Raw genomic sequence first — 20,265 nt, 5'->3', positions numbered from 1 at the left:
CAGAGCTGAGGACTCAGGACTCAGGACTCAGGAATCCCCGCCGTAGGCAGCCCCTCAGGCAGCTTCCCGCCCTTGGTCCTCGTGAACTGGTCCTGCCCCGCGCCCTGCCAAGAGACCGTCATCGACGTGCCGTTGACCGACTCGACCGTGCCCTCGGTCCGGTTCGAGTCGCCCTTGGCGCACTTGAGCTTGATCGCGTCGCCGGCGGCGGTCCCACTGCACAGGACGTTCTCCCCGAGCAGGGTGGCCTGCTTCCCGGCGATGACCAGCGCGAGCGGATTCCCGTCGGCGGTGGCGACCCAGCTGCCCTCGGAGCTGCCGTCCTTGCCGCCCTCGTCCGGCGCATCGGACCCGCCGGAGGAACCCGCCGAGCCCGAGCCCGAGTCCGAGCCCGAGCTCGATCCCTTGTCCTTCTCCTTGCCCTTGCCCGTGTCCTCACCGTCGCCGCCGTCACTGCTGCAACCGGTCAGGACAAGGGCGGCGACAAGACCCGCCGCCGCGGCACCGATACGTACGTTCCGGACGTGCATCCGCACTGAAATCCCCCTACGTGACAGTCGAACTACACGACGGTCGAATCAAGTCAGTGAATCGCGCGCCAAGCTACCAGGACGACTTGCGCACCCCAGGCAGGAATCCGGCGTGCGCTTGGTCACGGAGTTTCACCCTGGAGAGGCCGAACTTCCCCACGTATCCGCGCGGGCGGCCGTCGACACTGTCCCGGTTGCGTACGCGCGTCGCGCTCGCGTCCCGTGGCTGTCGCGCCAACTCCTCCCGGGCGGCGCGCCGTTCGGCCTCGCCCGTGCCGGGGCGGCGGACGATTTCCTTCAGCTCGGCCCGCCGCGCGGCGTACCGCGCGACGATTTCGCGCCGCTTCTCGTTCTTCGCAATCTTGCTCTTCTTGGCCATCAGACCCTCACCCCACGGGCACGGATCCTGGCGACGGCGGCCTCGACGCCGATGGCGTCGACGGTCTTGATGCCCTTGGCGCTGAGCCGCAGCCGTACGTACCGGCCCTCGCTCGGGAGCCAGTAGCGCTTGCGCTGGACGTTGATGTCGAACCGGCGTGACGTGCGCCGGTGCGAGTGGGAGATCTGGTTGCCGAAGCCCGGCGTGGCGCCGGTCAGCTGGCAGTGGGCGGACAAGGTGACGCACCTCTCGGTCATGGGGAAGGGAACCCCTGCGGAACCGTTTTGAAAACGGGATTCATTTTCATATACTAGCGCCATGGCCCGCAACGAACTCCGCCCGATCATCAAGCTCCGGTCGACGGCCGGCACCGGCTACACGTACGTGACCCGCAAGAACCGCCGTAACGACCCCGACCGCATGACGCTGCGCAAGTACGACCCGGTCGTCGGGCGTCACGTCGATTTCCGAGAGGAGCGCTGACCGCCATGCGCAAGGACACCCACAACATCCGCAGCATCCACCCGCCGTACGGCCCCGTCGTCTTCCGCGACAAGTCCGCCGGCTTCGCCTTCCTCACCCGCTCCACCGCGACCAGCGAGAAGACGGTCGAGTGGGAGGACGGTCGCACCTACCCCGTCATCGACGTCGAGGTCTCCTCCGCGAGCCACCCCTTCTACACAGGGACGGCCAAGGTCCTGGACACCGCGGGCCGCGTGGAACGCTTCGAGCGCCGCTACAGCGCGCGACGAGCGCGATGAGCCCCCGCCCCCGCCCCCTGCCCATGGACATCGCCATCGTCGGCGGCCTGCACTCCGACGCCCGCAAGCAGGCCGTCGAGCGGCTCCTCACCGCCGTCCCGGGGAGCGTGGCGCTCCACCACGACCTGGCGACGGCCGTGCACGGCACAGTCGTACGTACGGTGCGCGACGCCAACGGAGTGCTCTCCACCGGTGAGGCGCCGCTGGTCAACGACTGTGCGTGCTGCGCCCTGCGTGAGGACCTGGTGCCCGAGCTCGAACGGCTCGCGGACGCCGGTCTCACGCGGCTCGCGGTCGTCGAGCTGTGGGACTCCGTCGAGCCCAAGGCGATGGCCGAGGTGATCACGGCGCACGCGCACGAGGGGCTGCGGCTGAGCGGCGTGATCACGGCCGTCGACCCGGCCCTGCTCCTGCCCTACCTCGGCAACGGCGACGACCTCATGGAGGCCGGGCTCGCCGCGGCCACCACGGATCAGCGCACGGTCGCCGACACCTGGGCCCGCCAGCTCGAGTACGCACCCGTGCTCGCCGTCGCGGACTCCGCCGACGCCGACGACGAGGACCGCGCGCTGCTCGCCCAGCTCCACCCGACCGCCCGTCAGGTCCCGATCAGCGGTCATGGGGACCTGGCGGGTGCCGCGCTCGCCGGATTCGACGTCGATGCGGCGGCCGCGGCCCAGCATCCGTCCTGCGCGCTGCTGCCGACCGACGCCGACGAGGCGGGGGTCGCCACCTTCGTATGGCACCGGGACAGGCCCTTCCATCCGGAGCGGCTCTACCAGGCCCTGGAGGACCTGACCTGCGCGGCGGCCCGCAGCCGCGGCAGGTTCTGGCTGGCCGACCACCCGGACACGCTGCTCGGCTGGGACGCGGCGGGCGGTGCGCTGTGCGTGGAGAGCGCGGGGCCCTGGCTGGCCTCGCTGCCGGACGCCGCGTGGGAGATGGTGCCGCCGGTGCGCCGTGCCGCGGCCGCTCTCGACTGGCATCCGGAGCACGGCGACTGCTGCCAGCACCTGGTGTTCACGTCGCCGGGCCTGGACCGCGAGGGTCTCGAAGAGGTCCTGGAGTCCTGCCTGTTGACCGACGAGGAGTTCGCCGCAGGGCGCGACGCCTGGAAACACCTGCCCCCTGCCTTCGACACCCTCCTGGAGGTCTGAATGTCCCCGCGCGATCCGTCCGCCCACAAGCCGTCCGCCCGCACGCCGTCCGACCACAAGCCGTCCGCCCGCGTCCAGAAGCCCCGCCCCAACCCCCTGGACCAGGCGAAGATCACGTACATCGACTACAAGGACACGGATCTGCTCCGCAAGTTCATCTCGGACCGGGGAAAGATCCGCTCCCGGCGGGTCACCCGGGTCTCCGCACAGCAGCAGCGGCTCCTGTCCCGCGCGATCAAGAACGCTCGGGAGATGGCCCTGCTGCCGTACGGTTCGGCCCGCTGACCCACGTCCTGCTTCTCGTCGTGCGGGCGTGGACCGGACCATTACGCGGAACGTGGAACACCTGGGGCGCGGTACGCGTCTCTTCCTAGTACACGGCGTTCGCATGCCGTGCGGGGCCTTGGGCAGGTGCTGACAGAGCTGTAACCAAGGGAACACCCCGCGTGCACGTGCATCTGCCCATGCATCGGCATGTGAACACAGCTATGATCCGGGACAGTTGACCACTGCATCTAGAGCCACATCAGGCACTGCACCACCGGGGAGCGACTGTGCACCACGTGTTTAACGGCATGGCTGCCACGGAGCTTCACGGGGTGGTCTGGCAGAAGAGCAGGCACAGCAACTCGCAGGGCGCGTGCGTGGAGTTCGCGAAACTGCCGGGCGGCGACGTCGCCGTACGCAACTCGCGGTTCCCCGACGGCCCGGCGCTCGTCTACACGCGCGCCGAGATCGAGGCGATGCTGCTCGGGATGAAGGACGGGGACTTCGACCACCTCATATAGGTGGTCAGCCCCGTTGCTGGGGCGGCCATATCGGTGGTCAGCCCCGTTGCTGGTACTGGGACGGGTGGTCAGCCCCTGGCCCGCTATTGGGTTGCTTGAGCCCTGCGCCAGCTGAAATCGCTTGAGCCCTGCGCCAGCTGAAGTCGCTTGAGCCCTACGCCAGCTGGAACAGCGCCCACACGACCTTGCCGCGCAGCGCGCCCGCGAGCGGGTGCCAGCCCCAGCTGTCGCTGAACGAGTCCACCAGGAACAGGCCGCGGCCCGACTCGGCAGAGAAGTCGTCGTCCGTCTCGCGCGCGACCGGGCTGTCGTCACTGGGGTCGCGCACCGCGCACACCAGGCGCGAGGTCCAGCGCATCAAGTGCAGTCGCACGGGCGGCCCGTGGTCGCGCGGGGTGTCGGACGGCAGCGCGTGTCTCAGGGCATTGGTGACCAACTCGGAGACGACCAGGGCGATGTCGTCGAAGCGCTCTTCCAGTTCCCACTGACACAGCGTCTTGCGGGTGAACTGTCGTGCGCTGCCCACCGCTTCGTAGCGGGCGGGCAGGGAGCAGGACGCAGCGCTTGAGACCGCTGAGGGGTCGAGTGGGGGAAGCCCCTGCCGTAACGGCTCGAGCATGGTCGATCCATTCGTCCCCATGCGAGGCACTCCCCGGTTTCGCGGTACATAGCGATGGAGCGGTGGTGCGGTCGTGCGGTGGTGCGGTGGTGCGGTCGGTATAACGACGCTGCGACGCATCGGTACAGCTCCGCCCGATGCAAATACAGCGGTGGCGCGCGGACCATGGTTCCGAATGCGTACAGCAGATGCAAGGGCAGATGCACGTGCACGCGCCGGACTTGCTCGTTCCCGTGCCACTTCTTGCCCATTTCTTCCTACGACTTCTTGTGGAGGACTTCCGAAGGCTTTCCGTTTCTGTAACCGAACGAGTACGGCCTGAAGCGTTTAATGGCAGACTGCTGGCTTCCAAGTGATGGGGAGGATTGAGCGAAGTGACCGCAGGGGAGTCGAGCGGCTCGGTCGTACGGCGCATGCTCCTTGGCTCGCAACTGAGGCGCCTGAGGGAATCGCGCGGCATCACCCGTGAAGCGGCCGGCTACTCGATCCGAGCCTCCGAATCGAAGATCAGCCGCATGGAGTTGGGACGGGTGAGCTTCAAGTCCAGGGACGTCGAGGACCTGTTGACGCTGTACGGCGTCAACGACGAGGTCGAGCGTGTCGCGCTGCTGTCGCTCGCCAAAGAGGCCAACCTCGCGGGCTGGTGGCACAGTTACTCGGACGTCCTGCCGGGCTGGTTCCAGACGTACGTGGGGCTCGAAGGCGCCGCCTCGCTCATCCGTGTCTATGAAGTCCAGTTCGTCAACGGCCTGTTGCAGACCGAGGCGTACGCCCACGCGGTCGTCGCGCGCGGCATGAAGGACGCGAGCAAGGCGGACATCGAGCGCCGTGTCGCCCTCCGCCTCGAACGCCAGAAGCTGCTCGTCTCCGAGCGGGCCCCCCGCTTCCACTGCGTGCTCGACGAGGCCGCGCTCCGACGCCCGTACGGAGACCGGGAAGTGATGCGTGGTCAGATCCAGCATCTGATCGACATTTCCGAACGGCCGAATGTCACCCTTCAGGTCATGCCATTCAGTTTCGGTGGGCACTCGGGCGAGAGCGGAGCGTTCACCATGCTGCGCTTCCCGGAGTCGGACCTCTCGGACGTCGTGTACGTGGAGCAGCTGACGGGAGCCCTGTACCTCGACAAGCCCGAGGAAGTCGGCCAGTACGAGCGGGTCGTGGGCGAGCTGCAGAACGACAGCCCCAATCCGGCCGATAGTCGCGACCTTCTCCGTGGTCTGCTCCAACTCACGTGACCCATCAGTAGGATGACGTGAAATCAGTTGACTGCACTGTCTGCGTCTAGGGGTCTCATGTCGTCCTTCTTCACTGACCTGGCTCACCAGTACATAGACGGTGAGTGGAAGGCCGGTTCCGGCTCCTGGGACATCATCGACTTCAATCCGTACAACGGGGAGAAGCTCGCGTCGATCACCGTGGCGACGGCCGACGAGGTGGACCAGGCCTACCGAGCGGCCGAGCGCGCCCAGAAGGCATGGGGCGCGACCAACGCCTATGCCCGGCGTGCCGTCTTCGAGCGTGCTCTGCGCATTGTCGAGGACCGTGAGGAAGAGATATCCGACGCGATCGTGGCCGAACTGGGCGGCACCCGGCTCAAGGCCGCCTTCGAGATCCACCTCACCAAGGAGTTCCTGCGCGAGGCCGTCCACGTCGCGCTGCAGCCCGAGGGCCGCATCCTGCCGTCGCCGGACGGCACGAAGGAGAACCGCCTCTACCGCGTCCCGGTCGGCGTGGTCGGGGTCATCAGCCCCTTCAACTTCCCGCTCCTGCTCTCCCTCAAGACGGTCGCCCCGGCGCTCGCCCTGGGCAACGCGGTGGTGCTCAAGCCGCACCAGAACACGCCCGTGATGGGCGGCAGCTTTCTCGCGAAGCTCTTCGAGGAGGCGGGTCTTCCGGCCGGCGTCCTGAACGTGGTGATCACCGACATCGCCGAGATCGGTGACGCGTTCATCGAGCACCCGGTCCCGAGCGTCATCTCCTTCACCGGCTCGGACCGCGTGGGCCGCCATGTCGGCACGGTCTGCGCCGCGAACTTCAAGCGCTCGATCCTGGAGCTCGGCGGCAACAGCGCCCTTGTCGTCCTGGACGACGCGGACATCGACTACGCCGTGGACGCGGCGGTCTTCAGCCGCTTCGTGCACCAGGGCCAGGTCTGCATGGCGGCGAACCGCATCCTCGTGGACCGCTCCCTGGAGGCGGAGTTCACCGAGAGGTTCGTCGCCAAGGTCGCGTCCCTGAAGGTCGGCGACCCGGCGGACCCGTCGACCCACATCGGCCCGCTGATCAACTCCTCGCAGGCGGACGCGGTGACGAAGACCGTCGACCAGGCAGTGGCCGCGGGCGCCAAGGCGCTCCTGCACGGCAGCACGGACGGCAACATGGTGGCGCCCACCGTCCTCACGGACCTGGCGGACGACGCCCCGGTCCTGCGGCAGGAGGTCTTCGGCCCGGTGGCGCTCCTCGTGCCCTTCGACGGCGAGGAAGAAGCCGTGCGGATCGCCAACGACACCCCGTACGGGCTCAGCGGCGCCGTCCACACGGCCGACGTCGAGCGCGGCGTGCGGTTCGCGCAGCGGATCAACAGCGGCATGTTCCACGTGAACGACGGCACTGTGCACGACGAGCCGATCGTGCCCTTCGGCGGCGAGAAGCACTCGGGCGTCGGGCGTCTCAACGGCGAGTCGACGGTGGACGCGTTCACGACGCAGCAGTGGATCTCGGTGCAGCACGGACGCTCCCGTTTCCCCTTCTGACCCTCCTGTTTCACCTCCTGCCCCTCCTGAGGCTCCATCCCGTACGTCGAGAACTCGCGGACCCTTGCGGACAGAACCTGACCGCAAGGGTCCGTAACGTCAGTGGTGTCGGAAAGCCCGGCAGGCTCCACAGGCTCGGAGAGGCGGACCCCATGGTCACCCACGTCAACGCAGAGGCCCCCGGCGACGAGCGCGGCGCGCTGCTCGCCTTCCTCGACGCCGAGCGCGGCGGGATCCGGCGGGCCCTGCTCGGCCTGACCGACGAGCAGGCGGCCACCAAGCCGAGCGCCAGCGAGCTCTCGCTCTCCGGGCTGCTCAAGCATGTCGCGGAGGTCGAGGAGGGCTGGGTCTCGCGGGCGAAGGGCGTCGCCCCCGCGATCGAGCGCACCGAGGCGAACTGGGACGAGTGCTTCCGCCTGATCGAGGGCGAGACGGTCGATTCGGTGCTCGCGTACTGGGGCCAAGTCGCGCGTCGCACCGAGGAGTTCATCCGCTCCCTGCCCACGCTCGACGAGACCTTCGCGCTCCCCGACGAGCCGTGGTTCCCGAAGGAGGACGTGTCGATGCGGTGGGTGCTGCTCCGCCTGATCACCGAGATGTCCCGGCACTCGGGCCACGCCGACATCATCCGCGAGACCCTCGACGGCAGGACGGCCTTCGAGCTGGTGGCCCAGGAGCGCGGCGAGAGCTGGGGCTGATCCCGGTCCGGGGGCCGGGGTCCGGGGGCCGGGGTCCGGGGTCAGAGGGACTCGCGCAGCTCCTCGGCCCGCACCAGCTCGTCGCGCGCCGACTGCCGCTCCTCCTCGGTGAGTTCGACCGCGGCGGCCCGGTCGAGCCACTCGCCCGGCCGCTCAGGTTCACCGAGCTGCGCGGCCATCTCGGCCCGCAGGACGCAGAGCTTCACGAGCTGTACGGGCGTGGGGGTGCCGTCCGCCGCGAGTGCGTGGTCGATGATGCGGGCCGCGACCGCGGGGTCCTCCTTCGACTCGCCCAGGAGCACGGCCTGGTGCAGGGCGCGCGCGTACCGCTCCTTCGGTACCGCCGAGTGCTCGAAGGACTCGGCGACGGGCTGTCCGACGCGGATGCAGTTGCCCGCCGGGTCCGACATCAGGAACTGCCGCATCCCGTAACTCATGTCCTTCAGGGCGCCGATGCGAGGCAGGCCGCGGGTGGGTATCCGCCCGAGGGTCTGCTTGAGGCCGGTGCGGAAGGAGGCGTGCAGCGCGTCCACGTCGTCGGTGATGACGTAGCAGGCGGCGATGGACGCCTTGGGGTCGTAGCCCTTGATGCGGAAGAACTGGAACTGCATGTCGCCGCGCTCGACGACGCCGTACTGATAGGGGCTCTTCTGGTGGAAGGTGACCTCGAAGCCGATCGCTGTGTAGAAGTCGAGGGTCTCGTCGAGCTCGTGGCAGGGGAACAAGGGGATCATTGTCTCGGCCATGCCGGTACTCTAATCAAAGTTGATTAGAAGTGAGAAGGAGGTGGCCCGATGTCGGCGATCCGACTGCTGGTCCTCGGCGCCGTCCGTCAGCACGGACGGGCCCACGGCTATCAGGTGCGCAACGACCTGGAGTACTGGGGCGCCCATGAGTGGTCCAACGCCAAGCCCGGCTCGATCTACCACGCCCTGAAGCAGATGGCCAAGCAGGGCCTGCTGCTCGCGCACGAGATCGCCCCGTCGACGGCGGGCGGCCCGCCGCGCACGGAGTACGAGATCACGGAGGCGGGCACCGAGGAGTTCCTGAACCTGCTCAGGTCCAACCTGGTCTCGTACGACCAGCGTCCCGACATGCTCTCGGCGGCCCTCGGCTTCATCGTCGACCTGCCCCGCGACGAGGCGGTCGACCTGCTCAGGCAGCGGGTGCGGGGCATCGAGGACTGGCGCAGATCCGTCACGGAGTACTACACCCCCGAGGACGGTCCGGAGCAGCTCGGGCACATCGGCGAGATCATGAACCTCTGGGTCCACACGGCCGACGGCGGTGTGGAGTGGACGCGGGGCCTGATCAAGCGGATCGAGGGCGGGGCGTACACGTTCGCGGGGGAGGGCGAGCCGTTCGTGGGCATCCTCGGCGAGGGCGAGGAGAACCCGTTCGCGGCCGGGGAGGCGCACCCGGAGGACGATCGCTGAGCGGTGCGAGAGCTACCGCTGATCAAGTTTGACTAATTGGGGATTCGGGGATACCTTCCTTCGCGTTGAGTCCGTAGTCAAGTTTGACTACGGGGCGGTACGGGCTCGGAGGGAGACGGATGACGGACGCGATCGTCGTCGAGGGCGCACGGAAGCGGTACGGGGAGAAGCGGGCGCTGGACGGCCTGGATCTGGCGGTCGGGCGCGGCACGGTGCACGGCGTGCTCGGCCCGAACGGCGCGGGCAAGACCACGGCGGTGCGGGTGCTCGCCACGCTGCTGCGGGCGGACGAGGGCCGGGTGGAGGTCGCCGGGTACGACGTGCACAGGCAGCCGGACGAGGTGCGCAGGCGCATCGGCCTGCTCGGCCAGCACGCGGCCCTGGACGAGGAGTTGAGCGGCCGGCAGAACCTGGACATGTTCGGGCGGCTCTACCACCTGGGTGCCCGGCGCGCGGCCGTGCGGGCCGACGAGCTCCTGGAGCGCTTCGGGCTCGGGGACACGGGCCGCAAGGCGGTCAAGCAGTACAGCGGCGGCATGCGGCGTCGTCTGGACCTCGCGGCCTCGCTCATCACGGAGCCCGAGGTGCTGTTCCTCGACGAGCCGACCACGGGCCTGGACCCGCGGGGGCGCACGGAGGTCTGGGGCGCGGTGCGCTCGCTGGTCGACGGCGGTACGACGGTGCTGCTCACCACGCAGTACCTCGAAGAGGCGGACCAGCTCGCCCACCGCATCTCGGTGATCGACCGGGGCCGGGTCATCGCGGACGGCACGGCGGACGAGCTGAAGTCCAGGACGGGCGGTGACCGGATCGACGTGGTGGTGCGGGACGCGGCCCAACTGGAGCTCGTGGCACGGCTGCTGCCCGGCGACGCCACCCTTGACGCGGACCGGCGCCTGGCCAGCGCGCCGGTGGTGGACCGGATGGCGGCGCTCACCGGGGTCGTGCAGGCCCTGCGGGACGCGGGGGTCGAGGCGGAGGACATCGCGGTGCGCAGGCCGACCCTGGACGAGGTGTTCCTGCGCCTGACGGGCCCCGCGGAGGACCGGACGGGCCGTGCCGACGACCAGGAACGTACGAAGGAGGCCGTGTGAGCACGACGACGATCAGCCGCACTCCGACGTCGAGCGGCGCGCCCCTCAGGTGGGCCGCGATCGACTCCTGGACCATGACGCGGCGCGAACTCGCGCACTGGGTGCGGCAGCCCGTGCAGGTGCTCGTCGGCCTGGCCTTCCCGGTGATGTTCCTGCTGATGTTCAACTTCCTGATCGGCGGCGGAAAGGGCATCGCGGGCGATTACGCCGAGTTCCTTGTGCCCGGCATGTTCGCGCTGACCATGACCTTCGGCCTGGACGCGACGATGGTCGCCGTCACGCAGGACCTCAACAAGGGTGTGATCGACCGCTTCCGGTCCATGCCGATGACCAACGGAGCGGTCCTGGTGGGCCGTTCGGTCGCCGACATGCTGCAGTCGCTCGTCTCGCTGATCGTGATGATGGGTGTCGGCCTCGTCATCGGCTGGCGCTGGCACGGCTCGCTCGGCGAGACGCTCGGCGCGGTCGGTCTGCTGCTCCTGCTGCGGTTCGCGATGCTGTGGATCGGCATCCACCTGGCGATGGTCGCCGGCAGGCCGGAGCTGGTCATGGCCGTGCAGATCCTGGTCTGGCCCGTCGGCTTCCTCTCCAACGCCTTCACGGTCCCGCAGAACATGCCGGGCTGGCTCGGCGCGACGGTCGAGTGGAACCCGATGTCGGCGACGGCCACCGCGGTCCGTGACCTGTTCGGCAACGACCCCGGGGTGGTGGGCACTTCGTGGGCCGCCGAGCACGCGGGGCTGATGGCCGTGGTGTGGCCCGTGGTGCTCGTGGGGGTGTTCATGCCGCTCGCGGTGCGCAGGTTCGGGGCGCTCAGCAAGTAGCCGCGCGCATGCGGCGGGCGGGCCTAGTGGTGGAACCCGGTGGCCGCGTCCCTGTCCCGGGTGAACGGGTGCGGCTGCTCCCGCAGTTCGGGCACCAGGCTGCTCAGGTCCGCGAGGAAGAGCTCCGCGAGGTCGGCCGTGAAGCCGTTGCGGCAGACCACGCGGAGCACCGCCAGATCCTCCCGGTGGGCCGGGAAGGTGTAGGCGGGGACCAGCCAGCCGCGCTCGCGGAGCCGCCGGGACACGTCGAAGACGTCGTACGCCTTCACGTCGTCCCGCGTCGTGAAGGCGAACACCGGCAGCTGGTCGCCGCGGGTGATCAGGCGGAAGTCGCCGAGCGCCTCGATGCGGTCCGCGAGGCCGCGGGCGACGTCCCTGGCGGCCTGCTGGACGGCGCGGTAGCCCTCGCGGCCCAGGCGCAGGAACGTGTAGTACTGCGCGACGACCTGCGCACCCGGCCGGGAGAAGTTCAGCGCGAACGTCGGCATGTCACCGCCGAGGTAGTTCACCCGGAACACCAGCTCCTCCGGCAGCGAGTCCGCGTCCCGCCACAGCGCCCAGCCGACGCCCGGATAGACCAGGCCGTACTTGTGGCCCGATGTGTTGATCGACGCCACCCTCGGGAGGCGGAAGTCCCACTCCAGGTCCTCGTCGATGAAGGGCGCCACCATCGCGCCGGACGCGCCGTCGACGTGCACGGGGATGTCGAGCCCGGTGCGCTCCTGGAGGTCGTCCAGGGCGGCGCAGAGCTCGGCCACCGGCTCGTACGACCCGTCGAAGGTGGAGCCGAGCACCGCCACGACCCCGATCGTGTTCTCGTCGCAGAGCTCGGCGGCGGCCTCCGGGTCGAGGTGGTACCGGTCGCCCTCCATGGGGACCTGGCGCGCCTCGACCTCCCAGAAGTTGCAGAACTTGTCCCAGCAGACCTGGACGTTGACGCCCATGACGAGGTTGGGGCGTGCGGTGGGGGAGGGATAGCGGTCGCTGTTCTTCTTGGCCCAGCGGCGCTTGAGCGCCATCCCGGCGAGCATGCACGCCTCGCTGGACCCGGTCGTCGAGCAGCCGACGGCGCCCGAGGGGTCCGGCGCACGCCACAGGTCGGCGAGCATGGCCACGCAGCGCCGCTCCAGCTCGGCGGTGTGCGGGTACTCGTCCTTGTCGATCATGTTCTTGTCCGTGCACTCGGCCATCAGGACACCGGCCTGCGGCTCCATCCACGTCGTGACGAAGGTCGCGAGGTTGAGCCGTGAGTTGCCGTCCAGCATCAGCTCGTCGTGCACCAGCTGGTACGCCGTCGTGGGCGGCAGCGGCCCGTCGGGGAGGCGGTGCTTGGGCGGCGCCTCGGTCATGCCGCTGACCGGGTTGGCCTCTCCGTAGAAGGGGTTCACGGAGAGGGCGCGCTTCTTGGAGTCGCCCTTCGGGTCCTCGCTGTGATGGAGCGGCATGGGCGGTCTCCTCGGGGCTGAGGTCTTCTGTCCCTGTACGGGGCTTTGTGCGGGGCCTTCATGTCCCTGCTGGCGAGGATATGGGCGGCGGCCGGGCTCTGCACTTGCACCTCACGCGGCGTGAGGATTCAGGCTGAAACGCGTACCGAGAGAGAGGCGGGAGCCAGCCATGAGCTACTCCGTGGGACAGGTCGCCGGTTTCGCCGGAGTGACGGTGCGCACGCTGCACCACTACGACGAGATCGGCCTGCTCGTGCCCAGCGAGCGCAGCCACGCGGGCCACCGGCGCTACAGCGACGCCGACCTGGACCGGCTGCAGCAGGTCCTGTTCTACCGGGAGCTCGGCTTCCCCCTCGACGAGGTGGCGGCACTCCTGGACGACCCGGACACGGACCCGCGCGCGCACCTGCGCCGCCAGCACGAGCTGCTGACCGCCCGGATCACCAAGCTCCAGGAGATGGCCGCCGCCGTCGAGACCGCGATGGAGGCGAAGAAGATGGGCATCAACCTCACGCCCGAGGAGAAGTTCGAGGTTTTCGGGGACAAGGATCCCGAGGAGCACGCGCAGGAGGCGGAGGAGCGCTGGGGCGGCACGGACGCGTATGCCGAGTCACAGCGGCGGGCCGCCCGCTACACCAAGGACGACTGGAAGCGCATGCAGGCCGAGGTCGCCGACTGGGGAGAGCGCTACGACGCCCTCATGGCGGCCGGCGAGGCGGCGACGGGCGAGCGTGCCGTGGCCATGGCCGAGGAACACCGGCAGCACATCACCAGGTGGTTCTACGAGTGCACCTTCGAGATCCACCAGGGCCTCGGCGAGATGTACGTGTCCGACGCGCGGTTCAAGGAGTTCTACGACTCCATGCGGCCGGGTCTCGCCGAGCACCTGAGGGACGCGATCCGGGCCAACGCCGCACGGCAGCAGTGAGCGCGTACACGTGGCACGAGTGACCATCTGACGCGAAATGACCGGGTAAGGGGCTTACGCCATGGCGGAAGCCCCTTACGTCAGCTCTCCTGGACGATCACCACCGCCGTCCCGTACGCGCACACCTCCGTGCCCACGTCCGCGGCCTCGGTGACGTCGAAGCGCATCATCAGGACCGCGTTGGCGCCCCGCGCGCGTGCCTGCTCGATGAGGCGCTCCATGGCCTGGTTACGGGTCTCCACCAGTGTCTTCGTGAGGCCCTTCAGCTCACCGCCGATCATGGACTTGAGACCCGCGCCGATCTGGCTGCCCAGGTGCCGGGAGCGCACGGTGAGGCCGAAGACCTCACCGATAACCTGTTGTACGCGGTACCCCGGTACGTCGTTCGTCGTCACGACCAATACGTCGGAATGCGGGTCGGTGCCACCGCCGAAATCTTCGATACCCATGGCACACAGCTTTGTCTCAGATCACGCACAGTGCACCCTGGGAAGGGCAGTGGAACCTGGGCACGTCACCTCGCGTTGATAGCTTTGGGCGGCCGTCCCCGCCGCATCGCCCTCTCACCCACAGGAGCCCCGAACCGTGACGACGCTTGCGCTCGGACCAAGCTGGCTGGACCCGGATTACCTCCTGAACACGTTCGGGGTCTGGGGTCTGCTCGCGATCGTCTTCGCCGAGTCCGGCCTGCTCATCGGCTTCTTCCTGCCGGGTGACTCGCTGCTGTTCACGACGGGTCTGCTGATCACGACGAAGCAGCTGGACTTCCCGCTCTGGCTCTGTGTCGTCCTCATCTGCATCGCAGCGATCCTCGGCGACCAGGCGGGCTACCTCTTCGGCAAGAAGGTCGGCCCCTCGCTCTTCAACCGCCCGGACTCCAAGCTGTTCAAGCAGGAGAACGTGGTCAAGGCGCACGACTTCTTCGAGAAGTACGGCCCGAAGTCCCTGGTCCTGGCCCGCTTCGTGCCCATCGTGCGCACGTTCACGCCGATCATCGCGGGCGTCAGCGGCATGCGGTACCGCTCGTTCATCACGTTCAACATCATCGGCGGCATCCTGTGGGGTGCGGGCGTGACGCTGCTCGGCGCGTGGCTGGGCAACATCGACTTCGTGCACAAGAACATCGAGGCGATCCTCATCCTGATCGTCCTGATCTCGGTGGTGCCGATCGTCATCGAGTTCCTGCGGGCGCGCAGCAAGTCCAAGAAGACGGCCGCGGCCGAGGGCGACGCCCCCGGGGCAGCCCCGGCGTCGCGCGGCCGGCACGCCAAGCGATAGTCCCCGTACGGCGCGACAGTCCCGTACGGCCGGTGGGACCCGGGGTCAGAAGTCAGAAGCCTCGGGTCCGCTTGGCCGCGCGGCGGTTCGCCGCCGTGGTCGCGCCCGGGATCTTGAGGATCAGGCGCGAGACCTCGCTGCCCAGGTTCACGCCGATCGCGATGGCAAGGGCCGTCGCCGCCGCCTTGGTGAGCGAGTTGATGCCCGTGTTCATGTCGTTCTGCGCGAGGGCGAGCAGGCCGAAGTATGTCGCGCTGCCGGGCAGCAGCGGGCCGATGGCCGCGGTGACGTACGGCAGTGAAGACGCGAAGCGGTAGCGCGAGAAGAGCTGCCCGAACAGCCCCACGAGCCCGGCCGCGACGGCCGTCGCGGCGACCGGCGAGAGCTCCAGCGACGTCTGGGCGAGCGCGCCGAACATGACCCAGGCGATACCGCCGTTGAGGGTCACGATCAGCACGGTGTGACGTTCCTGCTGGAGCAATATCGCGAAGGCCAGACTCAGCGCCATCGACGCCAGGATCTGGATCACCGGCCGCGAATCGGTCGCCACGAACGCCGTCTCCGGCTGCAGGCTCGTCGCGTCCAGCATCACGCCGAGCGACAGCACGAGCAGGACGCCGACGACGATGCCCACGACGAGATAGCAGACCTCAAGGAGGCGGGCGGCCGCGGTGATGTAGTAGCCGGTCAGGCCGTCCTGGACGCCCGCCACCAGGGCTCTTCCCGGGATCAGCGCGAAGAGGCCACCGGTGATCACCGCGGACGCGTTGACCTCCTGGGAGTGCACGAGGCTGAGCGTGACGCCCATCGCGGCGGGCGGCATCGCGGCCCCCACGAACTGGTAGAACTCCGGAAGACCGCGGCCCGCGCACAGCCAGGCGAGGCGGTCGCCGAGCATCGCGCCGAAGGCCGCGACCAGGAAGACCAGGGCGCCACCGCCGACGAGCACGGAGGCCGAGCCCGCGAGCAGCCCGCTGGCCGCGGTGAGCGCCCAGCCGGGGTAGGGGTGGCGGTTACGGCGGATCGCCGCCAGACGGCGGTAGGCCTCCTCCAGGGAGACGTCGATGTCCGTGTCGCTGATGTCGTCCACCAGCTGGAAGACCGCCGCCAGACGGGTGTAGTCGGTGCCCCGGCGGCGCACGGTCCTCGATGCCGTCACCGGGTCGTCCACCAGGGACGGCTGGTGCGAGATCGAGAGCAGCGTGAACGTCACGGTCGGCTCGCAGCGGTCCAGGCCGTAGCTGCGGCAGACGGCGAACATCGCCGCCTCCACGTCCTCGGCGCCCTCGCCGCCCGCGAGCAGCAGCTCGCCGATACGCAGCGTCAGGTCGAGCACACGCGGCACGGCGGGCCCGGTCTCGTCCTCGTGCTTCTGCGAGGCCTCCGGAGTGGGCCGTTCGGCGACCGGCATGCGCAGCATCGTGCGCATCTGGTCCTGCCAGGGGGTCTCCTTGGTGAGCTTCACCAGGGGGATGCCGTGCGGAGGCGTGAAGGCGGGGGGCGCGGTGCGCGAGCTGTAGGTGTTCGGTGTGGTGAACGCCGACTTCTCGGTCTCCTGCGTGGTCGACGCCGACGCGAGGTTCGGCAGACCGGTCGGGATCGCGAACTCCGATGTGGTCTGCGACTCGTCCTCGGGCGCCGGTGGCTGCGGCATCACGCCGGTGGGCTGAGTGAACGCACTCCGTGCCTCATCCGACTGTGGCTTTCGGTCTTCGGCCTCCTGGTCAGCCACTTTTACTGCCTCGCTCCCACATACGAACCTTGCGCACCTCCAGTACGAACAGTATGCGCACAGATACGCGAACGGGCCGCGCGGTCTTCGTGAAGATCGCGCGGCCCGTCAGAGGAGAGGTAGGGGCACTCAGTGACCCTGCGCCTCCGCGCGCTTGTACGACTTCTCGATCTCGGCCTCGGCGTCCGTGCGGCCGACCCAGTCGGCGCCCTCGACGGACTTGCCGGGCTCCAGGTCCTTGTAGACCTCGAAGAAGTGCTGGATCTCCAGGCGGTCGAACTCGGAGACGTGGTGGATGTCGCGCAGGTGCTCCACGCGGGGGTCCGACGCCGGGACGCAGAGCAGCTTGTCGTCGCCGCCCGCCTCGTCGGTCATCCGGAACATGCCGATCGCGCGGCACTTGATGAGGCAGCCCGGGAAGGTCGGCTCGTCCAGGATGACGAGGGCGTCCAGCGGGTCACCGTCCTCGCCGAGGGTGTTCTCGACGAAGCCGTAGTCCGCGGGGTAGCTGGTCGACGTGAAGAGGCGACGGTCCAAGCGGATCCGGCCGGTCTCGTGGTCCACCTCGTACTTGTTCCGCGAACCCTTCGGAATCTCGATGGTGACGTCGAACTCCACGGGTGGCTCCTCCATGATCAGCACATACTTCGGGTGGTTAAGTGTCCCTCACGCAGATGTGTGATCGCGAAAGGGGCTGGTCGTCGTGCCCGAGCTCAAGCCTTGGCAGAAGACCTGGCAGCAGGTTCGGGGGCTGGCGGGGCAGCTCCCCAAGCCTCCGGCTCCCAAGATCCCTGCCACTCTCAGAGCTCCTGCGAAGCTCAAGACCTGGCAGCTCACGGCGGGTGCCGCCACCGTAGGACTCGCTGTCGCGGCCGGTGCGGTGGCCGCGGCCGGCCCCTGGGACTCCTCCGGTCAGCGTACGGCCGAGCGGGACTGGGCGGCCTCTCAGGAGGCCGGGGGTGGCACAGATCACGGAGGTCGTACGTCCGGACGTGCGCCGGCGGCCGCCCCGAGCGCACCTTCCGTGCTCAGGGGGCTCGGCGCACCCGTGGGCTCCGCGCACGGCGGCTCCGCGCCGGCTCCGGACGGCAAGGCGCTCGCGGGCGTCCTCGACCCGCTCCTGAAGGACAAGGCGCTCGGCCCCGAGCGGTCGGCGGTCGTCATCGACGCGGGCACCGGGCGGCGGGTCTACGGCAAGGGCGGCGGGGACGCCCTGACGCCCGCGTCCACCACCAAGATCGCCACCGCGGTCGCGGCGCTGACCTCGGCCGGGGCGGACCACCGCATCGCCACGAAGACGGTCATCGAGCCGGACTCCAAGGACGTCGTCCTGGTGGGAGGCGGCGACCCCACGCTCACGGCCCGCAAGGACGGCCCGTACGCGGGCAGCGCCGCGAGCCTGCGCGAACTGGCGGAGGACACCGCGCGCGCCCTGAAGGACCGCGGTGTGGACAAGGTGAACCTGTCGTACGACACCTCCCTCTACACGGGGGAGCAGCAGCACCCCATCGGCCCGAACGAGAACCTCACGCTGGTCAGCGCCCTGATGGCCGACGAGGGCCGCCTCGACGACTCCTCCAGCGGGCCGGCCCCGCGCTCGGGGGATCCGGCGGGCGACGCGGCGAAGAAGTTCGCGGAGCTCCTGGAGGAGCAGGGCATCGGGACGGGCGCGGACGCCAAGGACAAGAAGGGCGACAAGGCCCCGGGCCCGTCCAAGGCGAGTGACCGGGCCGAGTCTCTCGCCAAGGTCGAGTCGGCGCCGCTGTCCGCGCTGGTCGAGCGGATGCTGACGCACAGCGACAACGACATCGCCGAGGCGCTGGCCCGCCAGACGGCGCTCGCCTCGAAGGAGCCGGTGAGCTTCGACGGCGCGGGCAAGGCGATCGAAGGGCAGCTGAAGAAGTCCCGACTCCCCCTCAAGGGGACCAAATTCGCGGACGGCAGCGGCCTGGACCGGGCCGACCGCAACTCGGCCGAACTGCTCTCCGCGCTCCTGGCCCGCGCCGCCGACCCGGCCCACCCCGAGCTGCGCTCGGTGGTGACGGGCCTGCCGGTGGCGGGCTTCACGGGCACGCTGGTCGACCGCTACCCCAAGGACTCCCCGGGCACGGGCGTCGTACGCGCCAAGACCGGCACCCTGACGGGCGTGAACACGCTGGCGGGCACGGTCGTGGACACGGACGGCCGCCTGCTGGTCTTCGCCTTCATGACGACAGGCACGACGGACCCCAAGGCGGCACAGGGGGCACTCGACCGGATGGCTTCGGCGGTGGCGGGGTGCGGGTGCCGGTGATTACGGGCGGGGCGGTGCCCTAACGGGCCCGGAGTGGGGCGGTCGCGGGGCTCGGTGCTTTCTGCGGGTGGGGTCGGCCGGGTGCTGGTGCGTTGGGGAGCATCGGTGGTGCGGAGATGGTCGACTGACTGTGTTTTCCCGGGGGCAACCCCCGGACCCCCGGCCGGTGGGGTGGTGTCTCGTCCGTTGTCGTGTCGTGTCGTGTCGTGTCGCGCCGCCGGACCGGCGGTAGCGGCGGTCGGTGGTTTTTTTTGGGGGGGCAATTTCTTCCCGTTGGCCCCTAGGGGCCCGGAGTAGGGCAATCTCGGGGCTCAACCCCCTCCGCGGGCGGAGCCGAGCACGTACCGTTGACGCATGACGAGCATCGGTGGTGCGGAGATGGTCGACTGGAATCTCGCGGTGGCGACCGCGACCCGGCTCGTCCGGCCGGGTCCAGAAGTGAGCCGGGACGAGGCGCGGGCCATCGTCGCCGAGCTCCGGAAGCATGCGAAGTCCTCGGAGGAACATGTCCGTTCCTTCACCCGGATGGGCACGGACGACATCCACGACACCCCGGTGCTCGTGGTCGACCGGGCCGGGTGGATCCGGGCGAACGTCGCCGGGTTCCGGGAGATCCTCAAGCCCCTCCTGGACAAGATGCAGGACCGGCGCAGCGGCCCCGGCGGCGCCGTGCTCGGCGCGGTCGGCGGCAAGGTCACGGGCGTCGAGCTCGGGATGCTGCTCTCCTTCCTCGCCTCCCGCGTCCTCGGGCAGTACGAGACCTTCGCCCCTGCCACCCGCGACCTCCCGGCGGGGGAGCACGGCGGCGGCAGGCTCCTGCTCGTGGCACCGAACATCGTGCACGTCGAGCGCGAACTCGACGTGGACCCCCATGACTTCAGGCTCTGGGTCTGCCTGCACGAGGAGACGCACCGCACGCAGTTCTCCGCCGTGCCCTGGCTGCGGGACCACCTCGAAGGTGAGATCCAGTCATTCCTCTCGGAGACCGAGGTCGACCCGATGACGGTCCTCGAGCGCATCAGGGAAGCGGCCCAGTCCCTCGCCGGAGGCCGCCCCGAGGGCGAGGAGGACGACGGGGGCCGCTCCATCGTGGAGCTGGTGCAGACCCCGGCCCAGCGCGAGATCCTCGCCCGGCTGACAGCTGTCATGTCGCTCCTCGAGGGCCACGCGGACTTCGTGATGGACGGAGTCGGGCCGGACGTCGTGCCTTCCGTCAACGAGATCCGGGAGAAGTTCCAGCAGCGCAGGGCGCGCGGGGCGAGCCGCCTTGACCAGGCCCTGCGCAAGCTGCTCGGCCTCGACGCGAAATTGCGCCAATACCGCGACGGCGAGCGTTTCGTGCGCGCGGTCGTCGGCGAGGTCGGAATGGACGGCTTCAACCGGGTGTGGACTTCGCCGAACACGCTGCCCACCAAGTCGGAGATCGCCAAACCGGCGGATTGGGTCGCGCGGGTGCACCGTAAGGGAGAGTGAGGGCAGTAGGGGAGCGAGTTGCGGCCGATGGCAGGCGAACGCCCCCGCAATCACCCGTCCGAGGGACCGTGAGC

The 20,265-nt window shown here is 69.3% G+C and carries 24 protein-coding genes; 15 read left to right on the top strand and 9 right to left on the bottom strand.

Translation table 11 applies throughout. The features are described from left to right. Window positions 1-20 precede the first annotated feature (20 nt). From AC07AG_RS22980 to rpmB, 3 genes are all read right to left on the bottom strand, one after another. Entirely contained in the window at window positions 21-530 is a 510-nt protein-coding gene (locus tag AC07AG_RS22980; protein ID WP_478757219.1) for a hypothetical protein, read from the bottom strand. Between the two features lie 73 nt (window positions 531-603). Further along, window positions 604-909 (bottom strand): 30S ribosomal protein S14, encoded by a 306-nt coding sequence (gene rpsN, locus AC07AG_RS22975; protein WP_478757217.1) that lies wholly within the window; start codon window positions 907-909, stop codon window positions 604-606. Further along, the gene (gene rpmB, locus AC07AG_RS22970) at window positions 909-1,145 is read right to left on the bottom strand and encodes a 50S ribosomal protein L28 (RefSeq protein WP_351171976.1); all 237 of its coding nucleotides are present in this window, start codon (window positions 1,143-1,145) and stop codon (window positions 909-911) included. The genes rpsN and rpmB overlap by 1 nt, the downstream gene beginning before the upstream one ends. A gap of 82 nt (window positions 1,146-1,227) precedes the next feature. Between rpmB and rpmG the strand changes: the two genes are divergently transcribed. The 5 genes from rpmG to AC07AG_RS22945 all read left to right on the top strand — a co-directional run bounded on the left by rpmG (window position 1,228) and on the right by AC07AG_RS22945 (window position 3,615). Next, window positions 1,228-1,392, top strand: a complete 165-nt coding sequence (rpmG, locus tag AC07AG_RS22965; protein WP_009719228.1) for a 50S ribosomal protein L33 — start codon at window positions 1,228-1,230, stop codon at window positions 1,390-1,392. A 5-nt stretch (window positions 1,393-1,397) separates the two neighbouring features. Continuing rightward, on the top strand, window positions 1,398-1,670 hold the full coding sequence (locus AC07AG_RS22960) for a type B 50S ribosomal protein L31 (protein ID WP_478757215.1): 273 nt from the start codon (window positions 1,398-1,400) through the stop codon (window positions 1,668-1,670). Next, on the top strand, window positions 1,667-2,827 hold the full coding sequence (locus tag AC07AG_RS22955) for a CobW family GTP-binding protein (RefSeq protein WP_478757213.1): 1,161 nt from the start codon (window positions 1,667-1,669) through the stop codon (window positions 2,825-2,827). The genes AC07AG_RS22960 and AC07AG_RS22955 overlap by 4 nt, the downstream gene beginning before the upstream one ends. After that, window positions 2,828-3,112 carry a 30S ribosomal protein S18 gene (rpsR, locus tag AC07AG_RS22950; RefSeq protein WP_478757211.1) on the top strand — a complete coding sequence of 95 codons (285 nt, stop codon included), beginning with the start codon at window positions 2,828-2,830 and terminating at the stop codon, window positions 3,110-3,112. A 269-nt stretch (window positions 3,113-3,381) separates the two neighbouring features. Further along, window positions 3,382-3,615 carry a DUF397 domain-containing protein gene (locus tag AC07AG_RS22945; protein ID WP_249588634.1) on the top strand — a complete coding sequence of 78 codons (234 nt, stop codon included), beginning with the start codon at window positions 3,382-3,384 and terminating at the stop codon, window positions 3,613-3,615. A 154-nt stretch (window positions 3,616-3,769) separates the two neighbouring features. Here AC07AG_RS22945 and AC07AG_RS22940 read toward each other — a convergent pair whose 3' ends face one another. Beyond that, window positions 3,770-4,255, bottom strand: a complete 486-nt coding sequence (locus AC07AG_RS22940; RefSeq protein WP_160506374.1) for an ATP-binding protein — start codon at window positions 4,253-4,255, stop codon at window positions 3,770-3,772. A 353-nt stretch (window positions 4,256-4,608) separates the two neighbouring features. Between AC07AG_RS22940 and AC07AG_RS22935 the strand changes: the two genes are divergently transcribed. The 3 genes from AC07AG_RS22935 (at window position 4,609) to AC07AG_RS22925 (ending at window position 7,688) form a co-directional block, all read left to right on the top strand. After that, the gene (locus AC07AG_RS22935; protein WP_478757209.1) at window positions 4,609-5,472 is read left to right on the top strand and encodes a helix-turn-helix domain-containing protein; all 864 of its coding nucleotides are present in this window, start codon (window positions 4,609-4,611) and stop codon (window positions 5,470-5,472) included. Window positions 5,473-5,529: 57 nt separating this feature from the next. After that, the gene (locus tag AC07AG_RS22930; protein ID WP_478757207.1) at window positions 5,530-6,990 is read left to right on the top strand and encodes an aldehyde dehydrogenase family protein; all 1,461 of its coding nucleotides are present in this window, start codon (window positions 5,530-5,532) and stop codon (window positions 6,988-6,990) included. 152 nt (window positions 6,991-7,142) lie between these two features. Next, the gene (locus AC07AG_RS22925) at window positions 7,143-7,688 is read left to right on the top strand and encodes a DinB family protein (RefSeq protein ID WP_478757205.1); all 546 of its coding nucleotides are present in this window, start codon (window positions 7,143-7,145) and stop codon (window positions 7,686-7,688) included. A 41-nt stretch (window positions 7,689-7,729) separates the two neighbouring features. Here AC07AG_RS22925 and AC07AG_RS22920 read toward each other — a convergent pair whose 3' ends face one another. After that, entirely contained in the window at window positions 7,730-8,434 is a 705-nt protein-coding gene (locus AC07AG_RS22920; protein WP_478757203.1) for a bleomycin resistance protein, read from the bottom strand. A 48-nt stretch (window positions 8,435-8,482) separates the two neighbouring features. Between AC07AG_RS22920 and AC07AG_RS22915 the strand changes: the two genes are divergently transcribed. The 3 genes from AC07AG_RS22915 to AC07AG_RS22905 all read left to right on the top strand — a co-directional run bounded on the left by AC07AG_RS22915 (window position 8,483) and on the right by AC07AG_RS22905 (window position 11,042). Then, window positions 8,483-9,124 carry a PadR family transcriptional regulator gene (locus tag AC07AG_RS22915; protein WP_478757202.1) on the top strand — a complete coding sequence of 214 codons (642 nt, stop codon included), beginning with the start codon at window positions 8,483-8,485 and terminating at the stop codon, window positions 9,122-9,124. Between the two features lie 119 nt (window positions 9,125-9,243). Continuing rightward, a complete protein-coding gene (locus AC07AG_RS22910) occupies window positions 9,244-10,218 on the top strand; it encodes an ATP-binding cassette domain-containing protein (RefSeq protein ID WP_478757201.1) in 975 nt (324 codons plus the stop codon). A 74-nt stretch (window positions 10,219-10,292) separates the two neighbouring features. Beyond that, window positions 10,293-11,042: an ABC transporter permease gene (locus AC07AG_RS22905; protein WP_478757903.1), complete on the top strand. Its 750-nt coding sequence runs from the start codon at window positions 10,293-10,295 to the stop codon at window positions 11,040-11,042. A gap of 23 nt (window positions 11,043-11,065) precedes the next feature. On the opposite strand, the gene gad is transcribed toward AC07AG_RS22905, so the two are convergent. After that, window positions 11,066-12,487 carry a glutamate decarboxylase gene (gene gad / locus AC07AG_RS22900; protein ID WP_478757200.1) on the bottom strand — a complete coding sequence of 474 codons (1,422 nt, stop codon included), beginning with the start codon at window positions 12,485-12,487 and terminating at the stop codon, window positions 11,066-11,068. 169 nt (window positions 12,488-12,656) lie between these two features. Here gad and AC07AG_RS22895 point away from each other — a divergent pair, with 169 nt between their 5' ends. Further along, window positions 12,657-13,415: a MerR family transcriptional regulator gene (locus AC07AG_RS22895; RefSeq protein WP_478757199.1), complete on the top strand. Its 759-nt coding sequence runs from the start codon at window positions 12,657-12,659 to the stop codon at window positions 13,413-13,415. Between the two features lie 80 nt (window positions 13,416-13,495). On the opposite strand, the gene AC07AG_RS22890 is transcribed toward AC07AG_RS22895, so the two are convergent. Next, the gene (locus AC07AG_RS22890; RefSeq protein ID WP_361053327.1) at window positions 13,496-13,864 is read right to left on the bottom strand and encodes a YbjQ family protein; all 369 of its coding nucleotides are present in this window, start codon (window positions 13,862-13,864) and stop codon (window positions 13,496-13,498) included. A 136-nt stretch (window positions 13,865-14,000) separates the two neighbouring features. Between AC07AG_RS22890 and AC07AG_RS22885 the strand changes: the two genes are divergently transcribed. Beyond that, on the top strand, window positions 14,001-14,693 hold the full coding sequence (locus AC07AG_RS22885; protein WP_478757197.1) for a DedA family protein: 693 nt from the start codon (window positions 14,001-14,003) through the stop codon (window positions 14,691-14,693). A 52-nt stretch (window positions 14,694-14,745) separates the two neighbouring features. Here AC07AG_RS22885 and AC07AG_RS22880 read toward each other — a convergent pair whose 3' ends face one another. Next, the gene (locus tag AC07AG_RS22880) at window positions 14,746-16,425 is read right to left on the bottom strand and encodes a threonine/serine exporter family protein (protein ID WP_478757195.1); all 1,680 of its coding nucleotides are present in this window, start codon (window positions 16,423-16,425) and stop codon (window positions 14,746-14,748) included. 129 nt (window positions 16,426-16,554) lie between these two features. Then, entirely contained in the window at window positions 16,555-17,043 is a 489-nt protein-coding gene (locus AC07AG_RS22875) for an inorganic diphosphatase (protein WP_351172006.1), read from the bottom strand. 85 nt (window positions 17,044-17,128) lie between these two features. Here AC07AG_RS22875 and dacB point away from each other — a divergent pair, with 85 nt between their 5' ends. Further along, a complete protein-coding gene (dacB, locus tag AC07AG_RS22870) occupies window positions 17,129-18,718 on the top strand; it encodes a D-alanyl-D-alanine carboxypeptidase/D-alanyl-D-alanine endopeptidase (protein WP_478757193.1) in 1,590 nt (529 codons plus the stop codon). Window positions 18,719-19,072: 354 nt separating this feature from the next. Beyond that, window positions 19,073-20,191: a zinc-dependent metalloprotease gene (locus tag AC07AG_RS22865; RefSeq protein WP_478757191.1), complete on the top strand. Its 1,119-nt coding sequence runs from the start codon at window positions 19,073-19,075 to the stop codon at window positions 20,189-20,191. Window positions 20,192-20,265 lie beyond the last annotated feature (74 nt).

Source organism: Streptomyces sp. NPDC044044 (assembly GCF_056434405.1).
The sequence above is the reverse complement of the archived record's forward strand: the minus strand, read 5'-3'. Positions and strand labels throughout refer to the sequence as shown.